We start from the raw sequence: 22118 nt of genomic DNA, 5'->3' as shown, positions 1-22118 counted from the left end.
ACGCGTTTGAGAGGATGGTCATGATCCGGTCGTTGCTGGTCGCGCTGAGCGTCACCGTTGCCCTGCCTGCGCTAGCCCTGCCTGCCCTCGCGCAGCAGGCACCCGCCCCGGCGCAGTCCGCCGCCGCGTCGCCGGCGCCGCAGGACCAGGCCGCGTCCGCCGGGCAGACGCCCGCACCGCTGGAAGTGTCGGTGACGGGCGGCGTCTCGGCGCCGATGCCGATCGCCATCCCCGCGATGCCGACCGCCGAGGTGGTCGATACGCCCGCAGGTCGCACCGATGCGCTCGGCCGGCAGATGGCGGACATCATCGCCAACGACCTCCGGAATTCCGGCCTGTTCACGCCGCTCGGCGCCAACCAGTTGCGCCCGGTCGGCTTTCAGGAAGTGAACGCGCCTGCCTTCGATTACTGGGGCGGCACGGGCGCGCAGGCTCTGGTGCAGGGCTTCGTGCGTGCCAATGGCGACGGCAATCTGACGATCGGTTGCTATCTGTACGACGTCTTTTCGAAGATCGAGCTGAAGCGCACCGGCTTCGTCGTCGCACCGTCCGACTGGCGGCGCGCCGGGCACAAATGCGCCGACATGGTCTATGCCCGTCTGACCGGCGAAGGCCCCTATTTCGACAGTCGCGTCGTCTATGTCAGCGAAACCGGCCCCAAGGCGAAGCGTATCAAGCGCCTCGCGATCATGGATCAGGATGGCGCCAACCACCGTTTCCTGACCAACGGCCAGTCGATCGTACTGACGCCGCGCTTCGCGCCGAACCAGCAGTCGATCGTCTTCATGAGCTATGAGAACGACAAGCCGGCGATCTACGTCTACGATCTCGGCTCGGGCCGGCCGCGCCGGGTGGTGCAGAACGTCAGCCTCACCTTCGCGCCGCGCTTTTCGCCTGACGGCCGCTGGATCCTGTTCTCGATGGCGCAGAACGGGAATACCGACATCTATCGTGTCTCCTCCCAGGGCGGCACGCCGCAGCGGCTGACCACGTCGCCGGGTATCGACACCGGCGGCAGCTACTCGCCCGACGGATCGCGCATCGTGTTCGAAAGCGACCGGTCGGGCGGCCAGCAGATCTATGTCATGAACGCGGATGGCTCCGGCCAGCAGCGGATCAGCTTCGGCGGCGGGCGCTATGCGACGCCGGTGTGGAGCCCGCGCGGCGATCTGATCGCCTTCACCAAGCTCGGGGGCAATTTCCGCATCGGCATCATGTCGCCCAGCGGCAGCGGCGAGAAGATCCTGACCGACGGGTGGCAGGACGAAGGGCCCAGCTGGTCGCCCAATGGCCGCGTCATCACCTTCTACCGCTCGACGCCGGGCAGCTCGGGCAAGGCCGATCTGTGGATGGTCGACCTGACCGGACAGGTGGAGCGCAAGATTCCCACGCCGCTCGACGGCTCGGATCCGGCCTGGGGACCTTTGCGGCCCTGACGCGTTTTTGGCAGGGGTGTTTCGGGGGCGAAACGATCACCAACGGAGTCACGACGATGACCAAATTGACCAACATCCTGTTGACCGGCGCGGCGCTGGCGTCGCTCGCCGCCTGTGCGCACAAGCCCAAGCAGCTGCCGCCGCCCCCGGTCGACAACACCGCCGGCCTCAACACTGCGCCGCCCGCCAACACCGGACCGGTCGATGGCGCGATCGTGCCCGGCTCCGATGCGGACTTCCGTCGCTCGGTGACGTCGAACACGGTGCTGTTCGGCACCGATCAGAGCGATATCGACGCCGACGCGCGTGCGATCCTCGACACGCAGGCGGCGTGGCTGCAACGCTATCCCAATGTCCGCGCGACGATCGAGGGTCATTGCGACGAACGCGGCACGCGCGAATACAATCTGGCGCTGGGCGATCGCCGCGCCAATGCGGCCAAGAACTATCTGGTCGCCAAGGGCATCGACCCGTCGCGCCTGACCACGATCAGCTATGGCAAGGAACGCCCGGTGGCGCTGGGGTCGGACGAGGCTGCCTGGGCGCAGAACCGCCGTGCTGTGACGGTTGTCCTGAACTGACGCACCGGAGGGGCAGCGTCTGCCTCTCAGGCTTGATAGGCCACTACGATCCGATCCCACCCGTCACCCCGGGCTTGACCCGGGGTCCCGCTTCTCCCTCCGCCCAGACCTAGAAGCGGGACCCCGGCTCTTCGGCCGAGGTGACGGCCAGCGGATCCCCTTGCATCCCCTGAAATCCGATATAAATGTGATATCACATTAATCGGAGGACAGGGTGGTGCAACAGGGGAGTCTCACGCGGTCGCAGGAACGGCGTGCCGCCACGGCGAGCGGGTATACGATGCTGGCGCTGGCCGCAGCGCTGGCCGTGGCCGCGATCATCTTCTTCGCCGAACTCGCGTCTGAAGCGCTGCCGCCGATCGTATCGATCGTACCGCTACTGTGTGTGCTGGGCGTCGTGTTCATCGCGGCGGGCTTCTACATGTTGCAGCCCAATCAGGCGGGCGCGATCACGCTGTTCGGCAGCTATGCGGGTACCGATCGCACGGCGGGCCTGCGCTGGGTGCTGCCGTGGCTGATGCGGCGCAAGGTGTCGGTCCGCGCTAACAACGTCATTTCAGACCGGATCAAGGTCAACGATTTGCGCGGCAACCCAATCGAGATGGCGGCGCAGGTCGTCTGGCGCGTCACCGACACGGCGCAGGCGCTGTTCGACGTCGATGATTATAAGGCGTTCGTGAACGTTCAGATCGAGGCGGCGGTGCGCACGATCGGCTCGCGCTACCCTTATGACGATTACGAGCATCAGGAGATCACGCTGCGCGGCAACCACGATCAGGTGGGGGCGGAACTCCGTGCCGAACTGATCGCACGGCTGGCGGTGGCGGGGATCACCGTCGACGAATGCGGCTTCACGCACCTCGCCTATGCGCAGGAGATCGCGGGCGCGATGCTGCGCCGGCAGCAGGCGCAGGCGGTGGTCGCAGCGCGCACGACGTTGGTCGAAGGTGCGGTCGGCATGGTCGAGCTGGCGCTCGACCAACTGTCTGCGAAGAACGTCGTCGAGCTGGACGACGAACGCCGCGCGGCGATGGTGTCCAATCTGATGGTCGTGCTGTGCGGCGAGCGCGACACGCAGCCCGTCGTCAACGCGGGCTCGCTCTACCAGTAAGCGTACCGATCGATGGCTTCTCCCCCCAAAAAGGCGTTTCCCCTTCGCGTCGATCCCGCGCTGTATGCGGCGATCGAGCGGAGCGCGGCTGGCGACCTGCGCAGCGTGAATGCGCAGGTCGAATGCCTGCTGCGCGAGGCGCTCGCCCGGCGGGGGGTGAAGCTCGACGCGCCGGTCGCGGCGAAACGCGGCCGCCCGCCCAAGCAGCAGGAGGACGATGATGCGTAACGAGGATGACGACGCGTGGTTTGCGGCGAAGCGCTTCGGATATGGCGCGGGCCTGCCGATCGCATGGCAGGGCTGGGCGGTGCTGGTGGCCTATCTGGCGGTGGTAATCGGCATGTCACGGCTGTGGCCGCACGCAGCGGCGTTCGTGGTGATTCCAGCGACGATCGCGGTGGTCTGGGTTGCGCACGCCAAGACCCGCGGCGGCTGGAAGTGGCGAGGCTGGCGATAAGCGCCCCGCCCTCGCCGTCCTTCCCGCGGAGGCGGGTATCCAGACGCGCAGGTCTTGCTTGAGCCGCAACGTCAGAGAGTATGGATCCCCGCCTGCGCGGCGATGACGACGGTGCGCTGGATCAGCCCAGCGCCTGATCCAGCAGCTTCGCCAGCCGCAGTCCGCCGCGCTCCACCTCGAGCCGCGCGACCGGCACGATCCGTTCGATCGTCGCCTCGTCCAGCGTCACCTTGGCGGGGGAGGGCGCACACGGATCGCCCTTCAGCGCGCTCGCATAGACGACGTCATGCGCGATCGTGTACGATTCGCGGCTCCAATCGACGACATTGCCCGCGGCGATGCGGCGCTTTTCGGCGGCGGGGTAGCGACGCACGAGGTTCGGCCCGGTCGTGATCGCACGTTCGGCGAGCGTGCCGTCCCAGATCGAATGCAGGTTGAACCGCTTGGGGCTGTAGCTGCCATAAGCGGCGGCGACGTCATTGCCGCCCTTGTCGTTCTTCTCGCCCGCGTGCAGCGGCTGGTGCAGGTCACCGACGAAGTGGATCAGGAAGACGAGCGCCTGGACGCGCTCCTTCGCCGGCAGGCGCTTGTTCTTCAGGATCGCGACGTCGCGGGTGATCTGCGCGGACACGCAATTGCCGTCCTTGCACGCCTCTTCCAGCGTGAAGGGCTGGCAGATGTTCACGTCCTGAAAGTGCCAGGTGTAGGCATAGCCGAAGCGCGACTTGCCGTCGGGGCCTTTCAGGGGCTTGACGCAATCGGCCCAGGTGCTTGCGCCCTCGATCGTGGTCGCGGGGCACTCAGGGGTATCCAGCTTGGGCGTCTCTGCGAGCAGCCGGTCGATCGCGCGGCGCGTCTGCGGCGTGACGTTGGCGTAGGCGATCTTCGCGACCGTCTCATGCCCGAACTCCCAATAGGCCTGGGCAGGCGCGGCGAGGATGAGCGCAGGCAGCGCGGCAAGGGCAAAGCGGACGAGTTTCATGGGCTTGGTATTAGCGTCGGAATGTGACGGGCAGAAGCGGCTTTGCGTCAGTGGGCTGTGGGCATCGGCGGGCAGGGGCCGTTTTCCTGCAGGATGCGCGCGGCGTTCTGCGCCATGGTGTTGAGGCCGGCGGCGTGACGATAGCCTTCGACCTTCGCGGCATCCTCTAAGGGGAAGGGCTGCCAGCTGCCCGTCGCGCAGCTCATCTGCGTCCCGTAGCGCTGCGAGCCCACCATTTGCAGCATCACCCGGTCGTAGAGCAGCGCATAATTCTTCGGCGAAACGTCGCCCTTGGCAGCCAGCGGCTCCATCAGCCGCAGCATTTTCAGCTGGAAGACGGGATCGTCGTCGGCATGCTGGACCAGCAGCCAGGCGCTTGACGATGCCTGCGCTCCGACCGTGGCGATCGTCGGCCAGCCGTGTTTGGCGACCACCGTCTTCATCCACGCGGTATTGGCGTGATCGCGTGCGGCGATCGCCGACCAGGTAAGTCCGCGGACGATCCCCGCCTCCATCGGATCGAGCGGCGGTGCGCCCTTCGTCGGGCCCTGATTCCACGCCAGCGACGTGCGCAGGACCTGATCAGTGATCGGTCGGGCGATCAGCTGCGCGGTCAGGATGTCGCCCGCCTCGTCACCGACCGCCTGCGCCAGCGCGGCCGACCAGACGAGCGTGTCGGAGACGCGTCGGGCGCTCGCCAGCTTCGTTTGGAACAGCGACCAATCATTGCCCATGTCGCCTTCTGGGAACGCGCGGCCGACCGCGCCGCAGGGCGCCTCGCCATAAGCGGCCGGGCGGATCTTCGGATCGGCGATGCCGAGCGCGATCAATTCGGCGCGGGTCTGTGCGCTACTCTCCTGCTGGCACTGCTTCAGCCAGGCGTCCAGCACGTGCCATTCGGCCTTCTGTGCAGGCGTCGCGTCATCAAAGGCACCGCGCAGCCAGCCATAGTCGCCCGGCTGGAACGTCCCGCCGGTCATATAGGGCGCCAGCGTCGTGGGCGGCGCGGCTTCGGCGGTGGCGAGCAGTGCGGCGGCGAGCAAGGCGAGGCGGCGGATCATGACACCATGCTCGGCGCGGATCATGGCCGGATCGTGACGATCACTCGTCGCCGTAGATCGCGACCTCGCGCAAACCGGCCGCGGTGGCGCGGGCGCGATACATGCCGGGGGTGGTGAGGCTCCACACCGCATCGCCCACAGGCGTCGCGACGATGACGCCGCCGGTGCCGCCGAGCGCATGCACCTCCGCCATCACGGCGTCCGCGGCCGCTTGCGGCGTGTCGCCGACAAGGCGGATGCGCGCCGCAATCTCATGGCCCACGCCGACGCGGATGAAGAATTCGCCCGAACCGGTGCACGATACCGCGCAGGCGCGATCGTCGGCGAAGGTGCCCGAGCCGATCAGTGGCGAATCGCCGATCCGGCCCCAGCGCTTGCCAGTGACGCCGCCGGTCGAGGTGGCGGCGGCGACATGGCCCGCCGAGTCGCGCGCGACCGCGCCGACGGTGCCGTATTTCATGTCGACGTCGAAGGCGTCGGCGTTGCGCGACAGCATTTCGTCGAGCTGGCGGCGGCGTTCGGGCGTCTCGAACCAGCCGTCGGGCGCGACCTCCAGGCCCTGGTCGCGGGCGAATTGCTCGGCGCCGGCGCCGCTCAACAGGACGTGCGGGCTCGCCGCCATCACCCGGCGCGCGAGCGCAACGGGGGAACGCGTCTGCGTGATCCCCGCGACGGCGCCGGCCGCCCGCGTGGCGCCGTCCATGATCGCCGCATCCAGCTCGATGCCGCCGTCACGGGTGAAGGCGGCGCCGCGGCCGGCGTTGAAGTGCGGGTCGTCCTCCAGCACCTGGACGGCGGCTTCCACCGCATCAAGCGCGCTGCCGCCGCCCGACAGGATCGCCGCGCCGGCATCGAGCGCGCGCGACAGGCCGGCGCGAGCACCCGCGTCCTGTTCGGGCGTCAGGCGGTGCCGCTCGATCGATCCGGCGCCGCCGTGCAGGACAAGGGACCAGCTCATGATGCTACCTTCTGTGACGACAGGGAACGCAGCCCGATCAGCGGGCGCAGGATCGCGATGCGGCGGCCGATCGCGTAAAAGGCCCAGCAGCCGGCGATCGTCGCGGCGATCAGCACCGCGAATTCGGCACCGCCGGCCAGCCGCGCGGGGATCAACCAATAGGCGACGAGGACGATGATCGTCTGATGGACGAGGTAGAAGGGGAAAACCGCCTCGGTCAGCGTGCGGCGCGCCGGCGCGTCGCGATTCCAGTGCCGTTCCGCCATGCCGATCAGCGCGAGCGTCGCGCCCCATTGCTGCAGCGCATGCGCGGCTCCGTAGGTGGGATACAGCCAGCGCGGCGCGTCGCCGCCGACCAGCTCTACCGCCAGGATGAAGCCATAGCCCAGGAGCGCCATCGCCAGCCCCGTCCAGCGCCAGCGCACGCACGCCGCCAGCACCGGCGCCGATCCCGCCAGCGCGAAGCCGAACAGGAAGGCGGGCAGGTAGCTCAAATGCGCCATCAGGTCGTGGAGAGGATCGTGCGTTTCATATCCCATGGGGAACCACCAGCCGTGGATGCACACCAGCCACGCAGTCGGGATAACCACCAGCAGCGGCCCGGCGAAGAGCCGGTCGAATGCCCGCTGCGGCGCCTGGGTGCGGACCAGCGCGACGCCGGCAGCCAGCACCACTGTGTACAGCCACAGATAGGCGACGAACCACAGATGGTTGAGCGCGGGCAGACCGATCCCAGCGAGCTTGCCGAAACGGAAATAGTCGTGGATCCAGAAGGTCGCGAAGCCGGCGCGATAGCCGTGCTGCGTCACCAGCTCGACCCAGCTTTGCGGCGGTACGATCACCGCGACGCCGAACGCCAGCGGCACCAGCAGGCGCAGCGTCCGCTGGCGCAGGAAGCCGCCAGGGCTGCTCGCGCGGGTCAGCAGTGCGCGGCTGGCATAGCCCGACACGACGAACAGCAGGCTGAGCCGCCAGGCGTTCACCGCGAGCATGGGCAATACCACCCAGTCGGCGCCGTGCGCGCTCTTGGCGTGAAAGCCCCAGGGCACGAACACCATGCCGACGTGATAGACGATCAGGATCGCAAAAGCGGCGACGCGCAGCCAGTCGAGGCCATAATGGCGGGGGATCGGCCGGTGATGGGGGATGGGGGGCGTCATGGAACCGTTGCTGCCCTACACCAGCGTCTTTGAACCGCAACCCGGCTGCTGTATATAGGCGCCATGTCCTTACGTCCGTGGCGCGACATCGTCCGCCGTCAGAGCCGCCAGATCATGGTCGGCACCGTTCCCGTCGGCGGCGATGCGCCCGTCACCGTGCAGACGATGACCAACACGCCCACCCCCGATATCCGCGCGACGATCGACCAGATCCGCCGCTGCGAGGATGCGGGCGTCGATATCATTCGCGTCTCCTGTCCCGACGTCGAATCGACCGCGGCGCTGAAGCAGATCGTTCGCGGCAGCCGCGTGCCGATCGTCGCCGACATCCACTTCCACTATAAGCGCGCGCTAGAGGCGGCGGATGCGGGGGCGGCGTGCCTGCGCATCAATCCGGGCAATATTGGATCGTCCGAACGCGTTGCCGAGGTGGTCCGCGCTGCCAAGGCCAATGGCTGCGCAATCCGTATCGGCGTCAATGGTGGGTCGCTGGAAAAGGACCTGCTCGAAAAATACGGCGAGCCCTGCCCCGACGCGCTGGTCGAGTCGGCGCTCGATCACATCAAGCTGCTGCAGGATCACGATTTCCACGAATATAAGGTCGCGGTGAAGGCGTCGGACCTGTTCCTTGCGGTGGCGGCCTATCAGCAGCTTGCCGAGGCGGTGGATTGCCCGCTGCACCTCGGCATCACCGAAGCGGGCGGCTTCGTCGGCGGCACCGTGAAGTCGGCGATCGGGATCGGCAGCCTGCTCTGGTACGGTATCGGCGACACGATCCGCGTCTCGCTGTCGGCTGAGCCCGAGGACGAGGTGCGCGTCGGCTTCGAGATCCTGAAGGCGCTCGGCATCCGCAACCGCGGCGTGCGCGTCGTGTCGTGCCCGTCGTGTGCGCGGCAGGGTTTCGACGTGATCCGCACCGTGCAGGCGCTCGAGGAACGGCTCCAGCATATTCGCACGCCGATGAGCCTGTCGGTGCTCGGCTGCGTCGTCAACGGCCCGGGCGAAGCACGCGAGACCGACATCGGCATCACCGGTGGTGGAAATGGCAAGCACATGGTCTATCTGTCCGGCGTGACCGACCACCATGTCCAGGACGAGGGCATGATCGATCACATCGTCCGCTTGGTCGAAGCCAAGGCGGCGGAAATCGAGGCGGCGACGGCGGTGCCGCAGGTCGTGGCGGCAGAATAGGACCTGTGCTATTCGTCAGGACCTGGAGGTTCTGACATGACCTATCATGCCAAGGTGATCGCAGGGGGCAAGGTGGTGATCCCCGCAGATATCCGCCGCGAACTCGGCATCAAGGACGGCGACTCGCTGGTCATCGATCGCACCGAGGACGGCGGCGTTCGATTGATGACGTTCGATCAGACAATACGGCAGGCGCAGGCCAAGGCGCGCGCGATCTTCGGGGATGATTACTCCGTCGACACCTTTCTCAAGGAGCGGCGTGCCGACTGGGGCGAAGAATGAGCGCCGTTGTCGATGCTTCGGCGACCATGGCGCTGATGCTGGGTGAACCGGGCGCTGATCTGGTCCGCGACATCGTCCGCGGCAGCCTGATGTCGGCCGTCAATGTCTCGGAGTGTTGCGCGCGCGGCGTCGAGCGGGGTGCAAGCGCCGACACTGTGCTGTCGATCCTGACGATGTACGAGATCGTCGTCGTGCCGTTTGACCTTCCGCTCGCGCTGGAAGCGGCGCGCCTGCGCGAGCCGACGCGAGGGCAGGGTGCATCGCTCGGCGACCGCGCCTGTCTGGCGCTGGGCGGGACGCGCAACCTTCCGATCTATACCGGTGATCGTCGGCTGGCCGAGGTCGGCCCCGCACTTGGCATCGATGTCCGCCTGATCCGATGAGCCGCACCGCATCTCCAGCCACTGCCTTCGGCGTCGCCGCGGGGGGGATCGCCGTTTACGCGGGTATGGATGCGATCATGAAGGGGCTCTCGATCCAGAGTGGCGCCTATTTTGCCGTACTCTGGCGATCCGTGGCGGGTGTGGTGTTGCTGGCACCGATCTTCATCGCGCGGGGCGGGCGGTGGCCGGCGTGGGCGGCGCTGCGGTTGCATCTGGCGCGCGGCAGCGTGGGTGGCGCGTCGGTGCTGCTGTTCTTCTGGGGCCTCGTTCGCGTGCCAATGGCGCAGGGGGTGGCGCTGACCTTCCTCGCGCCGCTGATCGCGCTGTTCCTGGCCGCCCTGACGCTCGGCGAGCGTATCCACCGCAGCGCGGTCGGAGGGTCGCTGGTCGCGAGCCTCGGCGTGTTCGCGATCGCCGCGGATCAGGTGCAGGCGCGTGCGTCGGAGGACATGGTGCTGGGCAGCGTCGCGATCCTGATCGCGTCGATCCTGTATGCGGGCAGCCTGATCCTGCTGCGGCGGCAGGCGCAGGCGGCCGATCCGCTGGAGGTGGCGCTGTTCACCAGCATCGTGCTGGGCGGACTGCTGCTGATCGGCGCACCGTGGTTCGCAGGGGTGCCGCGCATCGAGCAACTGCCCGCGATCGTCGCGTCGGCGGCGCTGGGATCGGTGTCGGCGGTCGCGCTCGCCTGGGCCTACGCCCGTGCCGAGGCGCAGGTGTTGGCGCCCGTCGAATATACCGCCTTCGTCTGGTCTGCCTTGTTCGGTTGGCTGGTCTTCGCCGAGCGCGTGTCGCCGTGGACGATCGGGGGCGCCTTGCTGATCATCGCCGGGTGCCTGGTCGCGGTGCGCCGCCCGATTCCCGCCCCGCAAACGGAAGCGTCGTTATGACCGATATCCCCATCCGCCCCGCGACGCCCGACGATATCGCGACGATCCTGCGCTTCGTCCGTGAGCTGGCCGCGTTCGAGCGCGAGCCCGATGCGGTCGAGGCGACCGAGGCGATGCTGGGCGAGGCGCTGTTCGGGCCGCACCCGGCGGCGGAAGCGGTAATCGCCGAAGAGGCGAGGGAGCCGGTCGGCTTTGCGCTGTTCTTCCACAATTTCTCGACGTGGAAGGGGCGGCGCGGCCTGTATCTCGAAGACCTGTATGTGACGCCGGCGGCGCGCGGGAAGGGCGTGGGCGGCGCCTTGCTCCGCCACCTGGCCGGCATCGCGGTGGAGCGGAATTGCGCGCGTTTCGAATGGGCGGTGCTCGACTGGAACGCGGATGCAATCGCGGTCTACCGCCGGATGGGCGCGGTCGGGCTGGAGGAGTGGACCGTGCAGCGCGTCGAGGGTGAGGCGCTCAGGCGGATGGCGGGCGGCTGATACGATCCGCCGCACGTCATCCCAGCGAACGCTGGGATCTCCTGGTGGCGCATGGGACAGGAGCCGCCGGAGGCCCCAGCCTTCGCTGGGGCGACGTTTCGGTGCTGGTGAGCGGGTCGAGCCTCCCCCGCGCGTGCGGGGGAGGCTCGGCTGCATCAGCCCTCGCGGCCGGGCACGTCGTGGTCGTGCGGCTCTTCGCCCTTCGCCTTGGCAGCGTCGTAGCGCTCGATCGCTTCCAGCGTGATGCGGCGCGCTTCGTCGCGGTCACCCCAGACGCCGATGCGGACCCACTTCTTCTTTTCGAGGTCCTTATAGTGCGTGAAGAAGTGTTCGATCTGTTCGAACACGATCTCCGGCACGTCGGCGCGGCCGTCGACGTTCGAATAATAGGGGAACACCGCGTCGACCGGCACGCAGACGAGCTTTTCGTCACCGCCGGCTTCGTCTTCCAGGTTCAGCACCGCGATCGGACGCGCGCGCACGACGCTGCCCGGGATGAACGGCGAGCGCGCGATGACGAGCGCGTCAAGCGGATCGCCGTCCGGCGACAGGGTGTGCGGCACGAAGCCGTAGTTCGCCGGATAGCGCATCGGCGTGTGTAGAATACGATCGACGAACAGCGCGCCGCTCGCCTTGTCGAACTCATATTTGACCGGCTCGCCACCGGTCGGCACCTCGATGATTACGTTGAGGTCGTCGGGCGGGCTCTTGCCGACCGGAATCAGATCGATACGCATGAAAGTCCCTTGATAATCCTATGCCCGCTGCCCCTCAGCGCGGCATCAGAAGCTTGTCGAGTCCGGTTTCGCCGGTGCCAGTCTTCTGCAGGCGCGGATAGCGGGGACCGCCGTGATAGTCGATGGCGACTTCGCGATAGCGCGGCCCGCTCTTCACCAGCAGCTTGATCGGCTCCTTCGAGGTCTGTGCGGTGACGATCGCCGCCTTCAGCACATCGCCGCTATACGCCGTGCCGTTGACCGCCTGAATGACGGTGCCGACGTCGAGGCCCGCCTTGAACGCCGGGCTGTCCCAGATCACCGCGGTCGCCTCGCCGTCCTTCGCCACCGACAGGCCGATCGAATAGGTGACGTTCACGCCGCCGCTCTTTTCGGCGTTGGTGAAGTATTTCGTCGGTTCGGCGGTGTAGACGAGTTTGTAGCCGTTCATCGCGAAGCCGTTGACCGGCGCGGGCTGGCCCGTCTCGGTCAGGCGCTTGGTGAGGAAGCTTGCCCAGTCATAGGGGACGATCGCGTTCAGCGTGTTGGCGACGTCGTCGAACGTATAGGTGACTTCGCCCCAGTCGCCGTTGCGGATGCCGAAGAAGGCCTTGGCGAAATCGTCGATCGACTTGGTGCCGCCCGACTTCTGGCGGAGCATCGCATCGACTTCCATCCAGACCATCAGGCCTTCGTTGTAATAATCCTCGCTACGCTGCCAGCTGGTCCAGCCCTTGGGCCGGCGCGCCGAGATGACGGGATCATTGGTAGTGTCGATCAGGTCGCGCCACTGGCGGGCGGGGGCGAGATCATAGCTGCCGGCGATGCCCGCATAGGCGTCCAGCGTGTCCTGTTTGCTGACCAGGCCCGAACGCGCCTGCAGCACATAGCCCCAGAATTGCGTCTGCCCTTCATAGACCCACAGCGACTTGTCGCGCATCGGCGTACGGTAATCGGGGGTCCACAGCTCCGCACCGCGGCGGAACTTGCCGTCCCAGCTGTGGGTGAATTCGTGCGGCAGCAGGTTGCGGCGGCCGGGGCTGGCATTCCATTCGGTGAAATAGCCCGGCGTCACGCCGTTCTCCGACGAGCGGTGATGCTCCAGCCCGATGCCGCCCAACTGGTCGCTGATCGACAGCAGGAATTCGTAATGGTCGTAATGGTGCGCGCCGAACGTCTTTTCGGCCTGCTCGACCAGCCGCTTGTGCGCGTCGATCTGCTCCGGCGTCGCCGCGAGTTCCTTGGGATCGTCGGCGAAGACGTTGAGGTTCACGCGCTCCGACAGCGGCCACGTCTTGCCGTAGCGGCCGGCGAGCAGCGGCGAATCGACGAGGATCTCGTAATTCGTCTTGTCATAGACGTAGGTCGAGCCGTTCGCCTTGGCCGGCACCGCGCCTGCCGCGGTCCAGCCGGTCGGGAACTTCACCGTCATCTGGATCGGAATCTGGCGGGTGAAATAGCCCGCCGGATACAGGCTGACCGAATTGGGCTGCAGGCTGATCATGTTGGGCGTCGCGACGATGCGGCCCTGATCGCCCTTGGTCGCCGAGATGAACTGGAACTCGACATCCAGATTGCGCGCGCCCTGCGGCACGTCGATGTGGAAGGCGAAGACATCGACCATGTCGCGCGTCCACGGAATGACGCGGCCGTTCGCCTTGATGACGAGGCCGGCGAGCTTCTCGATCTCACCGCGCGGGCTATGCGCGCCGGGCAGCCACTTGGGGAACATCAGCGCCGTCGGCCCCGCCTTGGCGACGGGGATCGTCTCCTTCACACGGAAGATGCCCTGTTCGGTGTTGGTCGCATCGACGTTGAGCAGGATCGTGCCGGGATAGGGCGTGTCCTGCGCTTCCGGGATGGTGTCGACGAAGGGCACCGGCTGCGGCGCCGAATTGCCGGCGGGCACCTGCGCAAGGGCTGGCGCGGCGGTGGACAGGAGCAGGGTGGCGACGGCGACGGAACGGAGCATGGCGAGCCTTCGGCAAGAAACGAATACACCGGTGTAAGCTTCGCAAAGCCGCGGCGTCCAGCCCTTACGCGGCGTAGTCGCTCCGGAAACCCCGCTCCTCACGATCTGGCACCATCCGATATCCACACCCGTCATCCCGGCCTTGATCCGGGATCCCGCTTCTCCTGCTGGCAATAGTGGGACCCCGGATCAAGTCCGGGGTGACGAGACGAGAAAGATTCAGTTGCTGCCGCCGCCGCCCAGCACGTTGATCGTGAAGGCGATGACGCCCAGGTTGAACACGAAGGCGGCAAGGCACTGGCCGAGCACGACGCGGCGGATGCGCCGCGAGGTGATCTCGACGTCGCTGGTCTGGAACGTCATGCCCAGCGTCGCGCTGAAATACAGGAAGTCCCAGTAATCGGGTTCCTTGCAGCCGGGAAAGTCGATGCCGCCCGCGTCCGTACCGCCGTCGTCGGCGCTGTAGAACAGATGCGCGTAATGCATGGCATAGACCATGTTCGAAAATAGCCAGCTCAGCGCCAGCGTCGTCACAACCAGCACGATGGCCAGCGTATCGTTGCGGCCCTTCAGCTCCCCCGCCACCGCGACCAGGATCACGCCCATCGTCGCCGCGGTAATCGCCAGCAGCAACGCGCGATTGGCGTCGTTCTCACGCGTCGCCCGCCGCATGCGCGCGGCGTTGGCGTGGCGAAACAGCGAGACGAGCGACAGGAGGAAGACGATCGCGGCGGCATCGAACGCCCCCATGATCCCGCGCCCCTTGCCGACGATCGGGATCAGGGCGGCCAGCCCGATGGCGAAGATCGCCACGAACAGCGCGAACCGCGGGGGTGCGATGCGGTTGCCGATTCCCCAATAGCGGCGCGGATTGCTCATGCTTCGGGTGCTAGCGCTTGGCAGCGGCGTCGCCTAGATACCGCCACCATATGGCCCGTATCGAAACGCCGCGCCGGGTGCGCGGAACCCAGGATATCTTCGGCGACGAGCAGCGCCGCTTCGCAACCGTGATCGAGACGTTCGAACGCGTCCGCCGCCTGTACTGTTTCCAACGCGTCGATCTGCCCGTGTTCGAGGCGACCGAGGTGTTCGCGCGATCGATCGGCGAGACGACCGATGTCGTGTCGAAGGAGATGTACACCTTCCCCGACCGCGGCGGCGATTCGCTAACGCTGCGGCCGGAGTTCACCGCGGGCATCGCGCGCGCCTTTCTGACCGAAGGCTGGCAGCAATATGCGCCGCTGAAGGTCGCGACGAGTGGCGCGGTGTTCCGCTACGAACGCCCGCAAAAGGGGCGCTATCGCCAGTTCCACCAGATCGACGCCGAGATTTTGGGCGCGCCCGAGCCGGCGGCGGACGTCGAGCTGCTGGTGATGGCGGATCAGTTGCTGCACGAGCTGGGGATCTCCGAGGGCGTGACGTTGCAGCTCAACACCCTGGGCGACGCCGCAACGCGCGACGCATGGCGCGCCGGCCTGGTCGCGCATTTCGAGGCGCATCGCGGGGAGCTGTCCGAAGACAGCCTGACCCGGCTGGACAAGAACCCGATGCGCATCCTCGATTCCAAGGACCCGCGCGACCGGCCGATCGCCGACGCGGCGCCGGATATCGACGCCTATCTGACGGCGGGGGCGCGGGCGTTCTTCGACGCGGTGACGGCGGGCCTGGATGCGGCGGGGGTGCGGTGGACGCGCAACCCGCGGCTAGTGCGCGGCCTCGACTATTATCGGCACACGGCGTTCGAGTTCGTCACCGATCGGTTGGGGGCACAGGGCACGGTGCTGGCCGGCGGGCGCTATGATGGGTTGGTCGAGAGCCTCGGCGGCGCGCCGACGGCGGGCGTGGGCTGGGCGGCGGGTGTCGAGCGGCTGGCGATGTTGCTGGACGAGCCGGCGGTGGAGCGGCCTGACGTCGTCCTGGTGATCGAAGAGGACGCGATGCGGGACGAGGCGATCGCGACTCTCGCCAGGCTGCGCCGCGCGGGTGTGTCCGCCGAACTGGTTGCAACCGGCTCGCCCAAGAAGCGGTACGACAAGGCGCTCAAACTCGAACCGCGTGAGACGTTGACCTTCAGCCGTGAAGGCCGGCGCGGGCGCGTGCTCGATGGAGGCGCATCGCGGCTGGAGGGGCTGCTGTGAGCCTTGTTCGTCACCCCGGCCTTGCGCCGGGGTCCCGCTTCATGTTCAAGGCGGCGGATTGCAGCGGGACCCCGGCTCAAGGCCGGGGTGACGGAGGAAGCGTGGCATGACCACCATCTCCCCCGAACGGATCGCGCAGATCGAGGCGCGGCGGGACGAGTTGCAGGCGCAGATGGCGACCGGCGATCTGCCCTCCGACCGCTTCGTCGCGGTGTCGAAGGAATATGCCGAGCTGGAACCCGTCGCCCAGGCGGCGAGCGAGGTGCGGCGGCTGCGGCAGGAGGCGGACAGCCTCGCCTATATGGCGGAGGATACCGGCGACGAGGAATTGCGTAGCCTGGCCGCGGAGGAGTTGCGCGACAATGCCCGCGCGCTCGAAGCGGCGGACCGGCGCCTCGCGCTCGCGCTGCTGCCGCGCGATGCGGCGGACGAACGCGCGGCGATGCTCGAAATCCGCGCCGGCACCGGCGGCGACGAGGCCGCGCTGTTCGCCGGCGACCTGCTGCGCATGTACCAGCGCTATGCCGAAACGCAGGGCTGGCGGGTTGAGGTGATCTCCAGCTCCTCGTCCGATGCGGGCGGGTTCAAGGAAGTCGTCGCCAGCGTCACCGGGACGGGCGTGTTCGCCAAGATGAAGTTCGAAGCGGGCGTTCACCGCGTGCAGCGCGTGCCCGTCACCGAAGCGGGCGGCCGCATCCACACCTCCGCCGCCACCGTTGCGGTGCTGCCCGAGGCCGAAGAGGTCGATGTGCGCATCGACGACAAGGACCTGCGCATCGACGTCTATCGCTCGTCGGGGCCCGGTGGCCAGTCGGTCAACACCACCGACAGCGCGGTGCGTATCACGCACTTGCCCACCGGCCTGGTCGTGATCCAGCAGGACGAAAAGTCGCAGCACAAGAACAAGGCCAAGGCTTTAAAGGTCCTGCGCACGCGCCTGTACGAAGCGGAGCGCGAGCGGCTGGCGAGCGAACGCTCGGGCACCCGCCGCGCGATGGTGGGATCGGGTGATCGGTCGGAGCGCATTCGGACGTACAATTTTCCGCAAGGCCGCGTGACGGACCACCGCATCAACCTGACGCTGCATCGCCTGCCCGAAATCCTGCAGGGCGAGATGGACGAACTGATCGGCGCGCTGATCGCCGAGGACGAGGCGGAGCGGCTGGCGTCGCTGGATGGGTGAGGGCGTGAGTTCCCATTGCCTTGCTTCGTCATCCCGGCGGACGCCGGGATCCACGGATGGGAGTGTGGCCGGCGTGCGGACGCGACCGATGCGTCGCGTGTCCATGGATCCCGGCGTTCGCCGGGATGACCAACAGAGGGGCGTGTGACGTCCCTCCGCACCGCCATCGCAAATGCCGCGGCGCGCTTCGGCTTTTCCCCTACCGCGCGGCTCGATGCGGAATTGCTCATGGCGCACGCGCTGGGGATCGATCGCAACGCGCTGCTGCTCGACATGGAGCGGCCAGTACCCGCCACCTTCGCAGGCCTGGTGGAACGGCGCGCGGCGCACGAGCCGGTGGCGTATATCACCGGCACGCGCGGCTTCTGGACGATCGACCTCGCCGTCGGTCCCGGCGCGCTGGTGCCGCGACCCGACAGCGAGACGCTGCTGATCGCCGCCCTCGCGCATTTCGGCAGTCGCGCGCCCGCGATCGTGCTCGATCTCGGCACCGGTCCGGGGACGCTGCTGCTCGCCGCGCTCGACGAATGGCCGGCGCGTGGGGTCGGCGTCGACCGCTCCGCGCAGGCGCTGGCCTATGCGACGTCGAATGCCATCGCATTGGGGATGGCGCACCGCACCGCCTTCGTCCGCGGCGATTGGGCAGCGGCGATCGATGCGCGCTTCGATCTCGTCCTTGCCAACCCGCCCTATATCGGCACCGACGAGCCACTGCCCGACGAGGTGCGCCGCCACGAACCGGGCTCCGCCTTGTTCGCGGGCACCGATGGCCTCGACGATTATCGCCTGCTCGCGGGGCAGCTCGCGCGGCTGATCGCGCCCGGCGGCTGCGCGGCGGTGGAGATCGGTCATACCCAGGCCGCGGCGGTGGCCGCGCTGTTCGCCGCGACCGGCCTCGACTGCATCGTCCATCGCGATCTTGGGCAGCGCGACCGCTGCCTTCTCGTCACGCCCCGCGGCGCCGGTTGAAAGATGGCACGACCATCCACATATTTCGCTTGTAGGAACGCCCTTGCGCCAGCTATTGGTCGGGCCGGGGCAAGCACCATCGACGATCACAAGGGGTCGTAGGACGGTTACCCGCATCCTTTCGTCATCAGGTCGCCGCATGGGCGGGGGCCGTGACAGGCTCCAGCGTTGCCCCGAAGGGCACGCCGCGGACGCAAAGGATGGCACCGTTTGACCGTGCGTCAGGCCCGAAGGGCCGGATTGGTTTTGAGGACCATTACTCAGATCATGGGACATCAGCTTGATTAACAATCGGCAGAACGGCCGCCGTCGCGGCCGTGGTGGCAACAACGGCGGCGGCAACAACGGGCCGCGGCAGGGTGGCCAGGGGCGTCCCGATAACGGCAACCGCATCGACAGCCGCGCGCGCGGCAACGCGAACCAGCTGTTCGAGAAGTACAAGAACCTCGCCATGGAGGCGCAGCGCCAGGGCGACCGCGTCAACACCGAATATTATCTGCAGTTCGCCGACCATTATTTCCGCGTGCTCGCCGATCAGCGCGGCCGCTTCGAGGATAATCAGCCGCGCCGCCAGCAGCCGTTCGATCTGAACGACGACGAGGATTACGGCGACGAAGGCGAACCGATCCGGGCCGGCGACCAGGACGGTGAGGCGCAGGCGCGCGAGGGGCAGGGCCGCGAGGATCGCCCGCAGCGCCAGACCCGCGACCGCCAGGATCGGGATCGGCAGGATCGGGATCGGCAGGATCGCGACCGCCAGGACGGCGACCAGCGCCAGGGCCGGACCTGGGACGACCGCGGCAATCGCGAAGAGCGCGGCAATCGTGACGATCGCCCCCAGCGCGACGATCGCCCCCAGCGCGACGATCGCCCGCAACGTGAAGACCGCCCCCAGCGCGAGGACCGCGTCCGTCGTCCCCGCTTCGAAGCGGAGCAGGCGCCGGTCGAGGTTGCCGGCCAGCATCGTGCCGATCCGATCGCAGAGGGCGAATCGCTCACCGAGCGCGCCGAGACGGTGATCGCCGCCGACGCGCCCGCGCCCAAGCGCCGCGGTCGCCCGCGTCGGGATGCGCAGGTCGAGGCCCCCGCGGTCGAGGATCAGGGCAATGGCGTCGACGCCGATCGCCTGCCGCCCTCGCTCAACATCGCAGCGGCGAACGATTCCGACGAAGAGGCGCCCAAGCCGCGCCGTCGTCGCACCCCGCGTACGCCCGCGGTGGAAGTGCCTGCTGCCGAATAAGCGCGGGGTCTTTCGAACGCCATAAGGGGCCGGTTCCGATGAGGAGCCGGCCCTTTTTTGTTGTTGTCGGGCTTATCCCGCTCGAAAGATCGCCCCAGCGACGCTTGGGGTTTCTTGCGGCGCGGGGGCGTGCCCTCAAACCGCGAGACCTCAGCTTGGCGCGAGCCTGTGCATGCCGCGTCTACAATCGCCCCAGATAAGCAGGCTGCCGGTGCGGCACACGCAACACCTCCGCAGCGCCAGACCTAGCGGTCGTGCCGCGGTCCCGGCGCGGGCGGATCGTGCCGCTTGACGTGTTCGTCATGCCCTGTGCCCGAACTCAGGAACACCAGACCCATCAACGCGCCCGCGAGCGCGATCGATCCGCCGACCCCGCCGATCACCGCTGCCATGGTGATCAGCCGCAACGGCCCGTGCACCCAGGCAAGGCCGCCGATCGCGCCTGCACTGCACGCGGCGGCGGCGGCGATCATCCACGCCATGATGCTGCGGAACCGCGCCCAGGCGTGCGCCGCGAGTGCGGGATCGTCCAGTCCGGCGGGGCGCTGATCCATGGCTTTGCCAATGACGCGCAAACATGATCTGCTCAACCCCGATCCGGCCCGAAGACCCGGACGGGACCGAGTCGGATGTGACGGAGGAGGATGAACATGACGATCGCGGCAATCCTGCGCACCAAGGGCGACGATGTGATCGCACTGACCCCGCAGACGCGCGTCGGCGAGGCGGTGGCGGTGCTGGCGGACAAACGGATCGGCGCGGTGCCGGTCTGCGAGGAGGGCGTGCCGGTGGGCATCTTTTCCGAACGCGACGTCGTCCATTGCCTGGCGCAGGCCGGCGCGGGCGCGCTCGACCGGCCGCTGTCCGAGGTGATGACGCAGCCGGTGCAGAGCGTCGGCGCGCACGAAAACGTCATCGGCGCGCTGTCGCTGATGACGCGGCGGCGCATCCGTCATCTGCCGGTGGTCGAGGACGGGCGGATGGTCGGCTTCGTATCGATCGGCGACCTGGTCAAATACCGCATCGACCGGATCGAGGCGGATGCCGCGGCGATGCGCGACTATATCCAGCAGGGGTAGGACGGGCCGGAGCTGCCCCCGTCAGGCGGGCAGCGGCCGCTTGCGTAGGATCGCGATCAGCTCGCGCACGGTGCCGCGTGCGAACAGCGCGAGCCAGCTGCCATAGGTCGCGGCCCCCACGCCGACCAGGATCGCCAGCTGCACCGGCGGTGCCAGCGGCGGCAGCAGCGCCTCCACCAGTCGGACGACGCCCGCCATCGCCGCGGCGGCGATCGCCGCGGGCGCGACCGCACGGATCAGTGCCAGCGGCGCGACGCCGATCACCGGCAGCGACCGCCAGCTGCTCACCGCCAGATACACCGGATAGGCCACCACCCAGCTCCACGCGAGCCCGACCGGTCCCCAATGCACCCCGATCAGGAAGGTCGTGGCGAGCACCAGCGCGCCGAATGCGCCGTTGCGCGCACCGATGCCCGGCCGCCCGCGCGCATCGCAGGCGGGGGAATAGAGGACCTGGATCGTCATGAACGGCATGGCCAGCGCGATGACCTGCACCACCGGCGCCACCTCCACCCACTTCGCGTCGAGCACCGTCAGCACCAGCGGATAGGCGGTGACGGCAAGGCCCGCGTAGAAGGGCATTGCCGCCAGCATGATGATCCGCACCGATCGCACGAACGCGCGCGACACCGCGGCGTCGTCATGCTGGATGCGGGCATAGGCGCTGAACGCGACCTCGTTGAGCGGCGGCACGAATTTCGACACGAAGATCTGCGCCAGGAACAGCGCGGTGGTGTAGATGCCGAGCTGGTGGGCGCTGAACCAGCGTCCGCCGATGAACACGTCGGCCTGGCTCTGCAGGAACCAGAAGAACTGCCCCGCCGCCATTACCCCGCCATAGCGGGCAAGGTGGCCGGCGCCGCGAAAGTCGAAGCTCGGCCACATCAGCGATCGGGCGCCCCAGGTCAGCATCGTCGCGCGCACCGCGAACAGCGCGATCGGTGCCCACACCAATGTCCACACGCCAAGGCCGGCGAGCGCGCCGGCCAGCGCGGTCGCCGCGCCCGCCAGAGAGGCGGCGACGTTGGCGGTCGCCTGCCGCCGGAACTCCATCTGCCGGCTGAGCAGCGCATAGGGCAGCGCGGCAAAGGGGGTGACGCAATAGATCAGCGCCTGCACGCGCAGCAGCTGCGCGACTTCGGGCTGGCGGTAATAGGCTGCGGCGACCGGCGCGAGGATGAGCTGCACGACCGCGAGCGTGCCGTTCAGCGCGATCAGCATCCCGAACAGCTGCCGCGTCTGATGCGGCGTCACGTCGTCGCGCTGGATCAGCCCGCTCGCCAGGCCGTAGCCGTTGAGCATGTTGAGAAACACCAGCACGACCGAGGTCATCGCATACAGGCCGTAATCGCGTGGATCGAGGATCCGGATGACCAGGAAGGTGGCGGCCCATTGCACCGTCTGCGCGAAAATCTGGCTGCCCGAGCGCCACAGAATCGCGCGTCGCACCTGATTCTCGAGTGATTCGGACCGGTTGCCGGCGTGATTCGGGGTGGTGGCCATCCGGCGGGGAGTAGGGGAGGGGGTCTTCACATCCCGTAAATCCCAGCTTTTCTGCGGGTTTGCACGTCCCCTGAAAGAAAAATGCAAAAAAGTGTTTGACCGTTCGGAACACCCCGCCTAGAGGGACGTCACCGCAGCGACGGACCACACGGTTCGCTTCTACGGTCACCGAAATCCAGGCGCCGGGGTCGCCCTCCAAAAAGAGGGATTGACTGGGCGTCGGTTTTTGTCGGCTCTTTGACATTGTAGGTAAGATGAAGGGACATGTGGGCGGCGGCTCGTGTGTTTCGGGTCCTCAAGGCCCGGGATGCACGTTAAGCAATAAGCCGTTCCATGTCCTAGTTACA

General features: G+C 67.6%; 24 protein-coding genes. 15 read left to right on the top strand and 9 right to left on the bottom strand.

The features are described from left to right. The first annotated feature begins 20 nt into the window (after positions 1 to 20). From tolB to ACGVWT_RS07810, 5 genes are all read left to right on the top strand, one after another. Complete coding sequence (gene tolB, locus ACGVWT_RS07830) at positions 21 to 1436, top strand: Tol-Pal system beta propeller repeat protein TolB (RefSeq protein ID WP_315463112.1); 1416 nt, start codon at positions 21 to 23, stop codon at positions 1434 to 1436. A gap of 56 nt (positions 1437 to 1492) precedes the next feature. After that, entirely contained in the window at positions 1493 to 2017 is a 525-nt protein-coding gene (gene pal / locus ACGVWT_RS07825) for a peptidoglycan-associated lipoprotein Pal (protein ID WP_241890556.1), read from the top strand. A gap of 214 nt (positions 2018 to 2231) precedes the next feature. Then, positions 2232 to 3128: an SPFH domain-containing protein gene (locus tag ACGVWT_RS07820; protein ID WP_394425876.1), complete on the top strand. Its 897-nt coding sequence runs from the start codon at positions 2232 to 2234 to the stop codon at positions 3126 to 3128. Positions 3129 to 3140: 12 nt separating this feature from the next. Continuing rightward, positions 3141 to 3356 carry a toxin-antitoxin system HicB family antitoxin gene (locus tag ACGVWT_RS07815; RefSeq protein WP_116460100.1) on the top strand — a complete coding sequence of 72 codons (216 nt, stop codon included), beginning with the start codon at positions 3141 to 3143 and terminating at the stop codon, positions 3354 to 3356. Further along, entirely contained in the window at positions 3349 to 3585 is a 237-nt protein-coding gene (locus tag ACGVWT_RS07810; RefSeq protein WP_315463111.1) for a hypothetical protein, read from the top strand. Before ACGVWT_RS07815 ends, ACGVWT_RS07810 begins: the two co-directional genes overlap by 8 nt. Positions 3586 to 3706: 121 nt before the next feature. Here the strand turns inward: ACGVWT_RS07810 and ACGVWT_RS07805 are convergent, their stop codons facing one another. The 4 genes from ACGVWT_RS07805 to ACGVWT_RS07790 are packed head-to-tail and all read right to left on the bottom strand — an operon-like array spanning position 3707 to position 7746. Continuing rightward, complete coding sequence (locus ACGVWT_RS07805; protein WP_315463110.1) at positions 3707 to 4567, bottom strand: S1/P1 nuclease; 861 nt, start codon at positions 4565 to 4567, stop codon at positions 3707 to 3709. 47 nt (positions 4568 to 4614) lie between these two features. Beyond that, the gene (locus ACGVWT_RS07800; RefSeq protein WP_315463109.1) at positions 4615 to 5652 is read right to left on the bottom strand and encodes a DUF6624 domain-containing protein; all 1038 of its coding nucleotides are present in this window, start codon (positions 5650 to 5652) and stop codon (positions 4615 to 4617) included. A gap of 16 nt (positions 5653 to 5668) precedes the next feature. After that, positions 5669 to 6586 (bottom strand): isoaspartyl peptidase/L-asparaginase family protein, encoded by a 918-nt coding sequence (locus tag ACGVWT_RS07795; protein WP_315463108.1) that lies wholly within the window; start codon positions 6584 to 6586, stop codon positions 5669 to 5671. Further along, positions 6583 to 7746: an acyltransferase family protein gene (locus tag ACGVWT_RS07790; RefSeq protein WP_315463107.1), complete on the bottom strand. Its 1164-nt coding sequence runs from the start codon at positions 7744 to 7746 to the stop codon at positions 6583 to 6585. Before ACGVWT_RS07790 ends, ACGVWT_RS07795 begins: the two co-directional genes overlap by 4 nt. A gap of 63 nt (positions 7747 to 7809) precedes the next feature. Here ACGVWT_RS07790 and ispG point away from each other — a divergent pair, with 63 nt between their 5' ends. From ispG to ACGVWT_RS07765, 5 genes are read left to right on the top strand one after another with little or no spacing between them, the layout of a single operon-like run. Continuing rightward, complete coding sequence (gene ispG, locus ACGVWT_RS07785; protein ID WP_315463106.1) at positions 7810 to 8937, top strand: flavodoxin-dependent (E)-4-hydroxy-3-methylbut-2-enyl-diphosphate synthase; 1128 nt, start codon at positions 7810 to 7812, stop codon at positions 8935 to 8937. A gap of 36 nt (positions 8938 to 8973) precedes the next feature. After that, positions 8974 to 9219, top strand: a complete 246-nt coding sequence (locus ACGVWT_RS07780; protein WP_315463105.1) for an AbrB/MazE/SpoVT family DNA-binding domain-containing protein — start codon at positions 8974 to 8976, stop codon at positions 9217 to 9219. After that, positions 9216 to 9602, top strand: coding sequence for a type II toxin-antitoxin system VapC family toxin (locus ACGVWT_RS07775; protein WP_315463104.1), 387 nt, complete (start codon positions 9216 to 9218; stop codon positions 9600 to 9602). The genes ACGVWT_RS07780 and ACGVWT_RS07775 overlap by 4 nt, the downstream gene beginning before the upstream one ends. Beyond that, complete coding sequence (locus ACGVWT_RS07770; protein ID WP_315463103.1) at positions 9599 to 10492, top strand: DMT family transporter; 894 nt, start codon at positions 9599 to 9601, stop codon at positions 10490 to 10492. The genes ACGVWT_RS07775 and ACGVWT_RS07770 overlap by 4 nt, the downstream gene beginning before the upstream one ends. Beyond that, positions 10489 to 10971 (top strand): GNAT family N-acetyltransferase, encoded by a 483-nt coding sequence (locus ACGVWT_RS07765; protein ID WP_315463102.1) that lies wholly within the window; start codon positions 10489 to 10491, stop codon positions 10969 to 10971. The genes ACGVWT_RS07770 and ACGVWT_RS07765 overlap by 4 nt, the downstream gene beginning before the upstream one ends. 155 nt (positions 10972 to 11126) lie before the next feature. Here ACGVWT_RS07765 and ppa read toward each other — a convergent pair whose 3' ends face one another. The 3 genes from ppa to ACGVWT_RS07750 all read right to left on the bottom strand — a co-directional run bounded on the left by ppa (position 11127) and on the right by ACGVWT_RS07750 (position 14538). Next, positions 11127 to 11708, bottom strand: a complete 582-nt coding sequence (gene ppa / locus ACGVWT_RS07760) for an inorganic diphosphatase (protein WP_116460090.1) — start codon at positions 11706 to 11708, stop codon at positions 11127 to 11129. A 34-nt stretch (positions 11709 to 11742) separates the two neighbouring features. Beyond that, entirely contained in the window at positions 11743 to 13659 is a 1917-nt protein-coding gene (locus tag ACGVWT_RS07755; RefSeq protein ID WP_315463101.1) for a peptidase M61, read from the bottom strand. A gap of 219 nt (positions 13660 to 13878) precedes the next feature. Then, the gene (locus tag ACGVWT_RS07750; protein ID WP_315463100.1) at positions 13879 to 14538 is read right to left on the bottom strand and encodes a DUF1345 domain-containing protein; all 660 of its coding nucleotides are present in this window, start codon (positions 14536 to 14538) and stop codon (positions 13879 to 13881) included. Between the two features lie 50 nt (positions 14539 to 14588). Here ACGVWT_RS07750 and hisS point away from each other — a divergent pair, with 50 nt between their 5' ends. The 4 genes from hisS (at position 14589) to ACGVWT_RS07730 (ending at position 19189) form a co-directional block, all read left to right on the top strand. After that, positions 14589 to 15797 (top strand): histidine--tRNA ligase, encoded by a 1209-nt coding sequence (gene hisS / locus ACGVWT_RS07745; protein ID WP_315463099.1) that lies wholly within the window; start codon positions 14589 to 14591, stop codon positions 15795 to 15797. Between the two features lie 106 nt (positions 15798 to 15903). Continuing rightward, on the top strand, positions 15904 to 16980 hold the full coding sequence (prfA, locus tag ACGVWT_RS07740) for a peptide chain release factor 1 (protein WP_315463098.1): 1077 nt from the start codon (positions 15904 to 15906) through the stop codon (positions 16978 to 16980). A gap of 144 nt (positions 16981 to 17124) precedes the next feature. After that, positions 17125 to 17949, top strand: a complete 825-nt coding sequence (gene prmC / locus ACGVWT_RS07735) for a peptide chain release factor N(5)-glutamine methyltransferase (protein WP_315463097.1) — start codon at positions 17125 to 17127, stop codon at positions 17947 to 17949. Between the two features lie 280 nt (positions 17950 to 18229). Further along, positions 18230 to 19189 carry a DUF4167 domain-containing protein gene (locus ACGVWT_RS07730; protein ID WP_315463096.1) on the top strand — a complete coding sequence of 320 codons (960 nt, stop codon included), beginning with the start codon at positions 18230 to 18232 and terminating at the stop codon, positions 19187 to 19189. Between the two features lie 245 nt (positions 19190 to 19434). Here the strand turns inward: ACGVWT_RS07730 and ACGVWT_RS07725 are convergent, their stop codons facing one another. Further along, positions 19435 to 19743, bottom strand: a complete 309-nt coding sequence (locus ACGVWT_RS07725; protein WP_315463095.1) for a hypothetical protein — start codon at positions 19741 to 19743, stop codon at positions 19435 to 19437. Between the two features lie 96 nt (positions 19744 to 19839). On the opposite strand from ACGVWT_RS07725, the gene ACGVWT_RS07720 reads away from it, so the two are divergent. Then, positions 19840 to 20268 (top strand): CBS domain-containing protein, encoded by a 429-nt coding sequence (locus ACGVWT_RS07720; protein WP_315463094.1) that lies wholly within the window; start codon positions 19840 to 19842, stop codon positions 20266 to 20268. Positions 20269 to 20289: 21 nt separating this feature from the next. On the opposite strand, the gene ACGVWT_RS07715 is transcribed toward ACGVWT_RS07720, so the two are convergent. Continuing rightward, complete coding sequence (locus ACGVWT_RS07715) at positions 20290 to 21771, bottom strand: lipopolysaccharide biosynthesis protein (protein WP_315463093.1); 1482 nt, start codon at positions 21769 to 21771, stop codon at positions 20290 to 20292. Positions 21772 to 22118 lie beyond the last annotated feature (347 nt).

It is taken from the genome of Sphingomonas sp. S6, assembly GCF_043498045.1.
Taxonomy (GTDB): domain Bacteria; phylum Pseudomonadota; class Alphaproteobacteria; order Sphingomonadales; family Sphingomonadaceae; genus Sphingomonas.
The sequence above is the reverse complement of the archived record's forward strand: the minus strand, read 5'-3'. Positions and strand labels throughout refer to the sequence as shown.

Bases quoted from the DNA above. Each gene is read 5' to 3' on its own strand.
- ACGVWT_RS07815 (WP_116460100.1), top strand. From the start codon at position 3,141: ATGGCTTCTCCCCCCAAAAAGGCGTTTCCCCTTCGCGTCGATCCCGCG.
- pal (WP_241890556.1), top strand. From the start codon at position 1,493: ATGACCAAATTGACCAACATCCTGTTGACCGGCGCGGCGCTGGCGTCG.
- ppa (WP_116460090.1), bottom strand. From the start codon at position 11,708: ATGCGTATCGATCTGATTCCGGTCGGCAAGAGCCCGCCCGACGACCTC.
- ACGVWT_RS07770 (WP_315463103.1), top strand. From the start codon at position 9,599: ATGAGCCGCACCGCATCTCCAGCCACTGCCTTCGGCGTCGCCGCGGGG.
- ACGVWT_RS07775 (WP_315463104.1), top strand. From the start codon at position 9,216: ATGAGCGCCGTTGTCGATGCTTCGGCGACCATGGCGCTGATGCTGGGT.
- ACGVWT_RS07780 (WP_315463105.1), top strand. From the start codon at position 8,974: ATGACCTATCATGCCAAGGTGATCGCAGGGGGCAAGGTGGTGATCCCC.
- ACGVWT_RS07800 (WP_315463109.1), bottom strand. From the start codon at position 5,652: ATGATCCGCGCCGAGCATGGTGTCATGATCCGCCGCCTCGCCTTGCTC.
- ACGVWT_RS07810 (WP_315463111.1), top strand. From the start codon at position 3,349: ATGCGTAACGAGGATGACGACGCGTGGTTTGCGGCGAAGCGCTTCGGA.
- ACGVWT_RS07725 (WP_315463095.1), bottom strand. From the start codon at position 19,743: ATGGATCAGCGCCCCGCCGGACTGGACGATCCCGCACTCGCGGCGCAC.
- ACGVWT_RS07755 (WP_315463101.1), bottom strand. From the start codon at position 13,659: ATGCTCCGTTCCGTCGCCGTCGCCACCCTGCTCCTGTCCACCGCCGCG.
- ACGVWT_RS07765 (WP_315463102.1), top strand. From the start codon at position 10,489: ATGACCGATATCCCCATCCGCCCCGCGACGCCCGACGATATCGCGACG.
- ACGVWT_RS07790 (WP_315463107.1), bottom strand. From the start codon at position 7,746: ATGACGCCCCCCATCCCCCATCACCGGCCGATCCCCCGCCATTATGGC.
- tolB (WP_315463112.1), top strand. From the start codon at position 21: ATGATCCGGTCGTTGCTGGTCGCGCTGAGCGTCACCGTTGCCCTGCCT.
- hisS (WP_315463099.1), top strand. From the start codon at position 14,589: ATGGCCCGTATCGAAACGCCGCGCCGGGTGCGCGGAACCCAGGATATC.
- ispG (WP_315463106.1), top strand. From the start codon at position 7,810: ATGTCCTTACGTCCGTGGCGCGACATCGTCCGCCGTCAGAGCCGCCAG.
- prfA (WP_315463098.1), top strand. From the start codon at position 15,904: ATGACCACCATCTCCCCCGAACGGATCGCGCAGATCGAGGCGCGGCGG.
- ACGVWT_RS07750 (WP_315463100.1), bottom strand. From the start codon at position 14,538: ATGAGCAATCCGCGCCGCTATTGGGGAATCGGCAACCGCATCGCACCC.
- ACGVWT_RS07805 (WP_315463110.1), bottom strand. From the start codon at position 4,567: ATGAAACTCGTCCGCTTTGCCCTTGCCGCGCTGCCTGCGCTCATCCTC.
- ACGVWT_RS07795 (WP_315463108.1), bottom strand. From the start codon at position 6,586: ATGAGCTGGTCCCTTGTCCTGCACGGCGGCGCCGGATCGATCGAGCGG.
- ACGVWT_RS07715 (WP_315463093.1), bottom strand. From the start codon at position 21,771: ATGGCCACCACCCCGAATCACGCCGGCAACCGGTCCGAATCACTCGAG.
- ACGVWT_RS07720 (WP_315463094.1), top strand. From the start codon at position 19,840: ATGACGATCGCGGCAATCCTGCGCACCAAGGGCGACGATGTGATCGCA.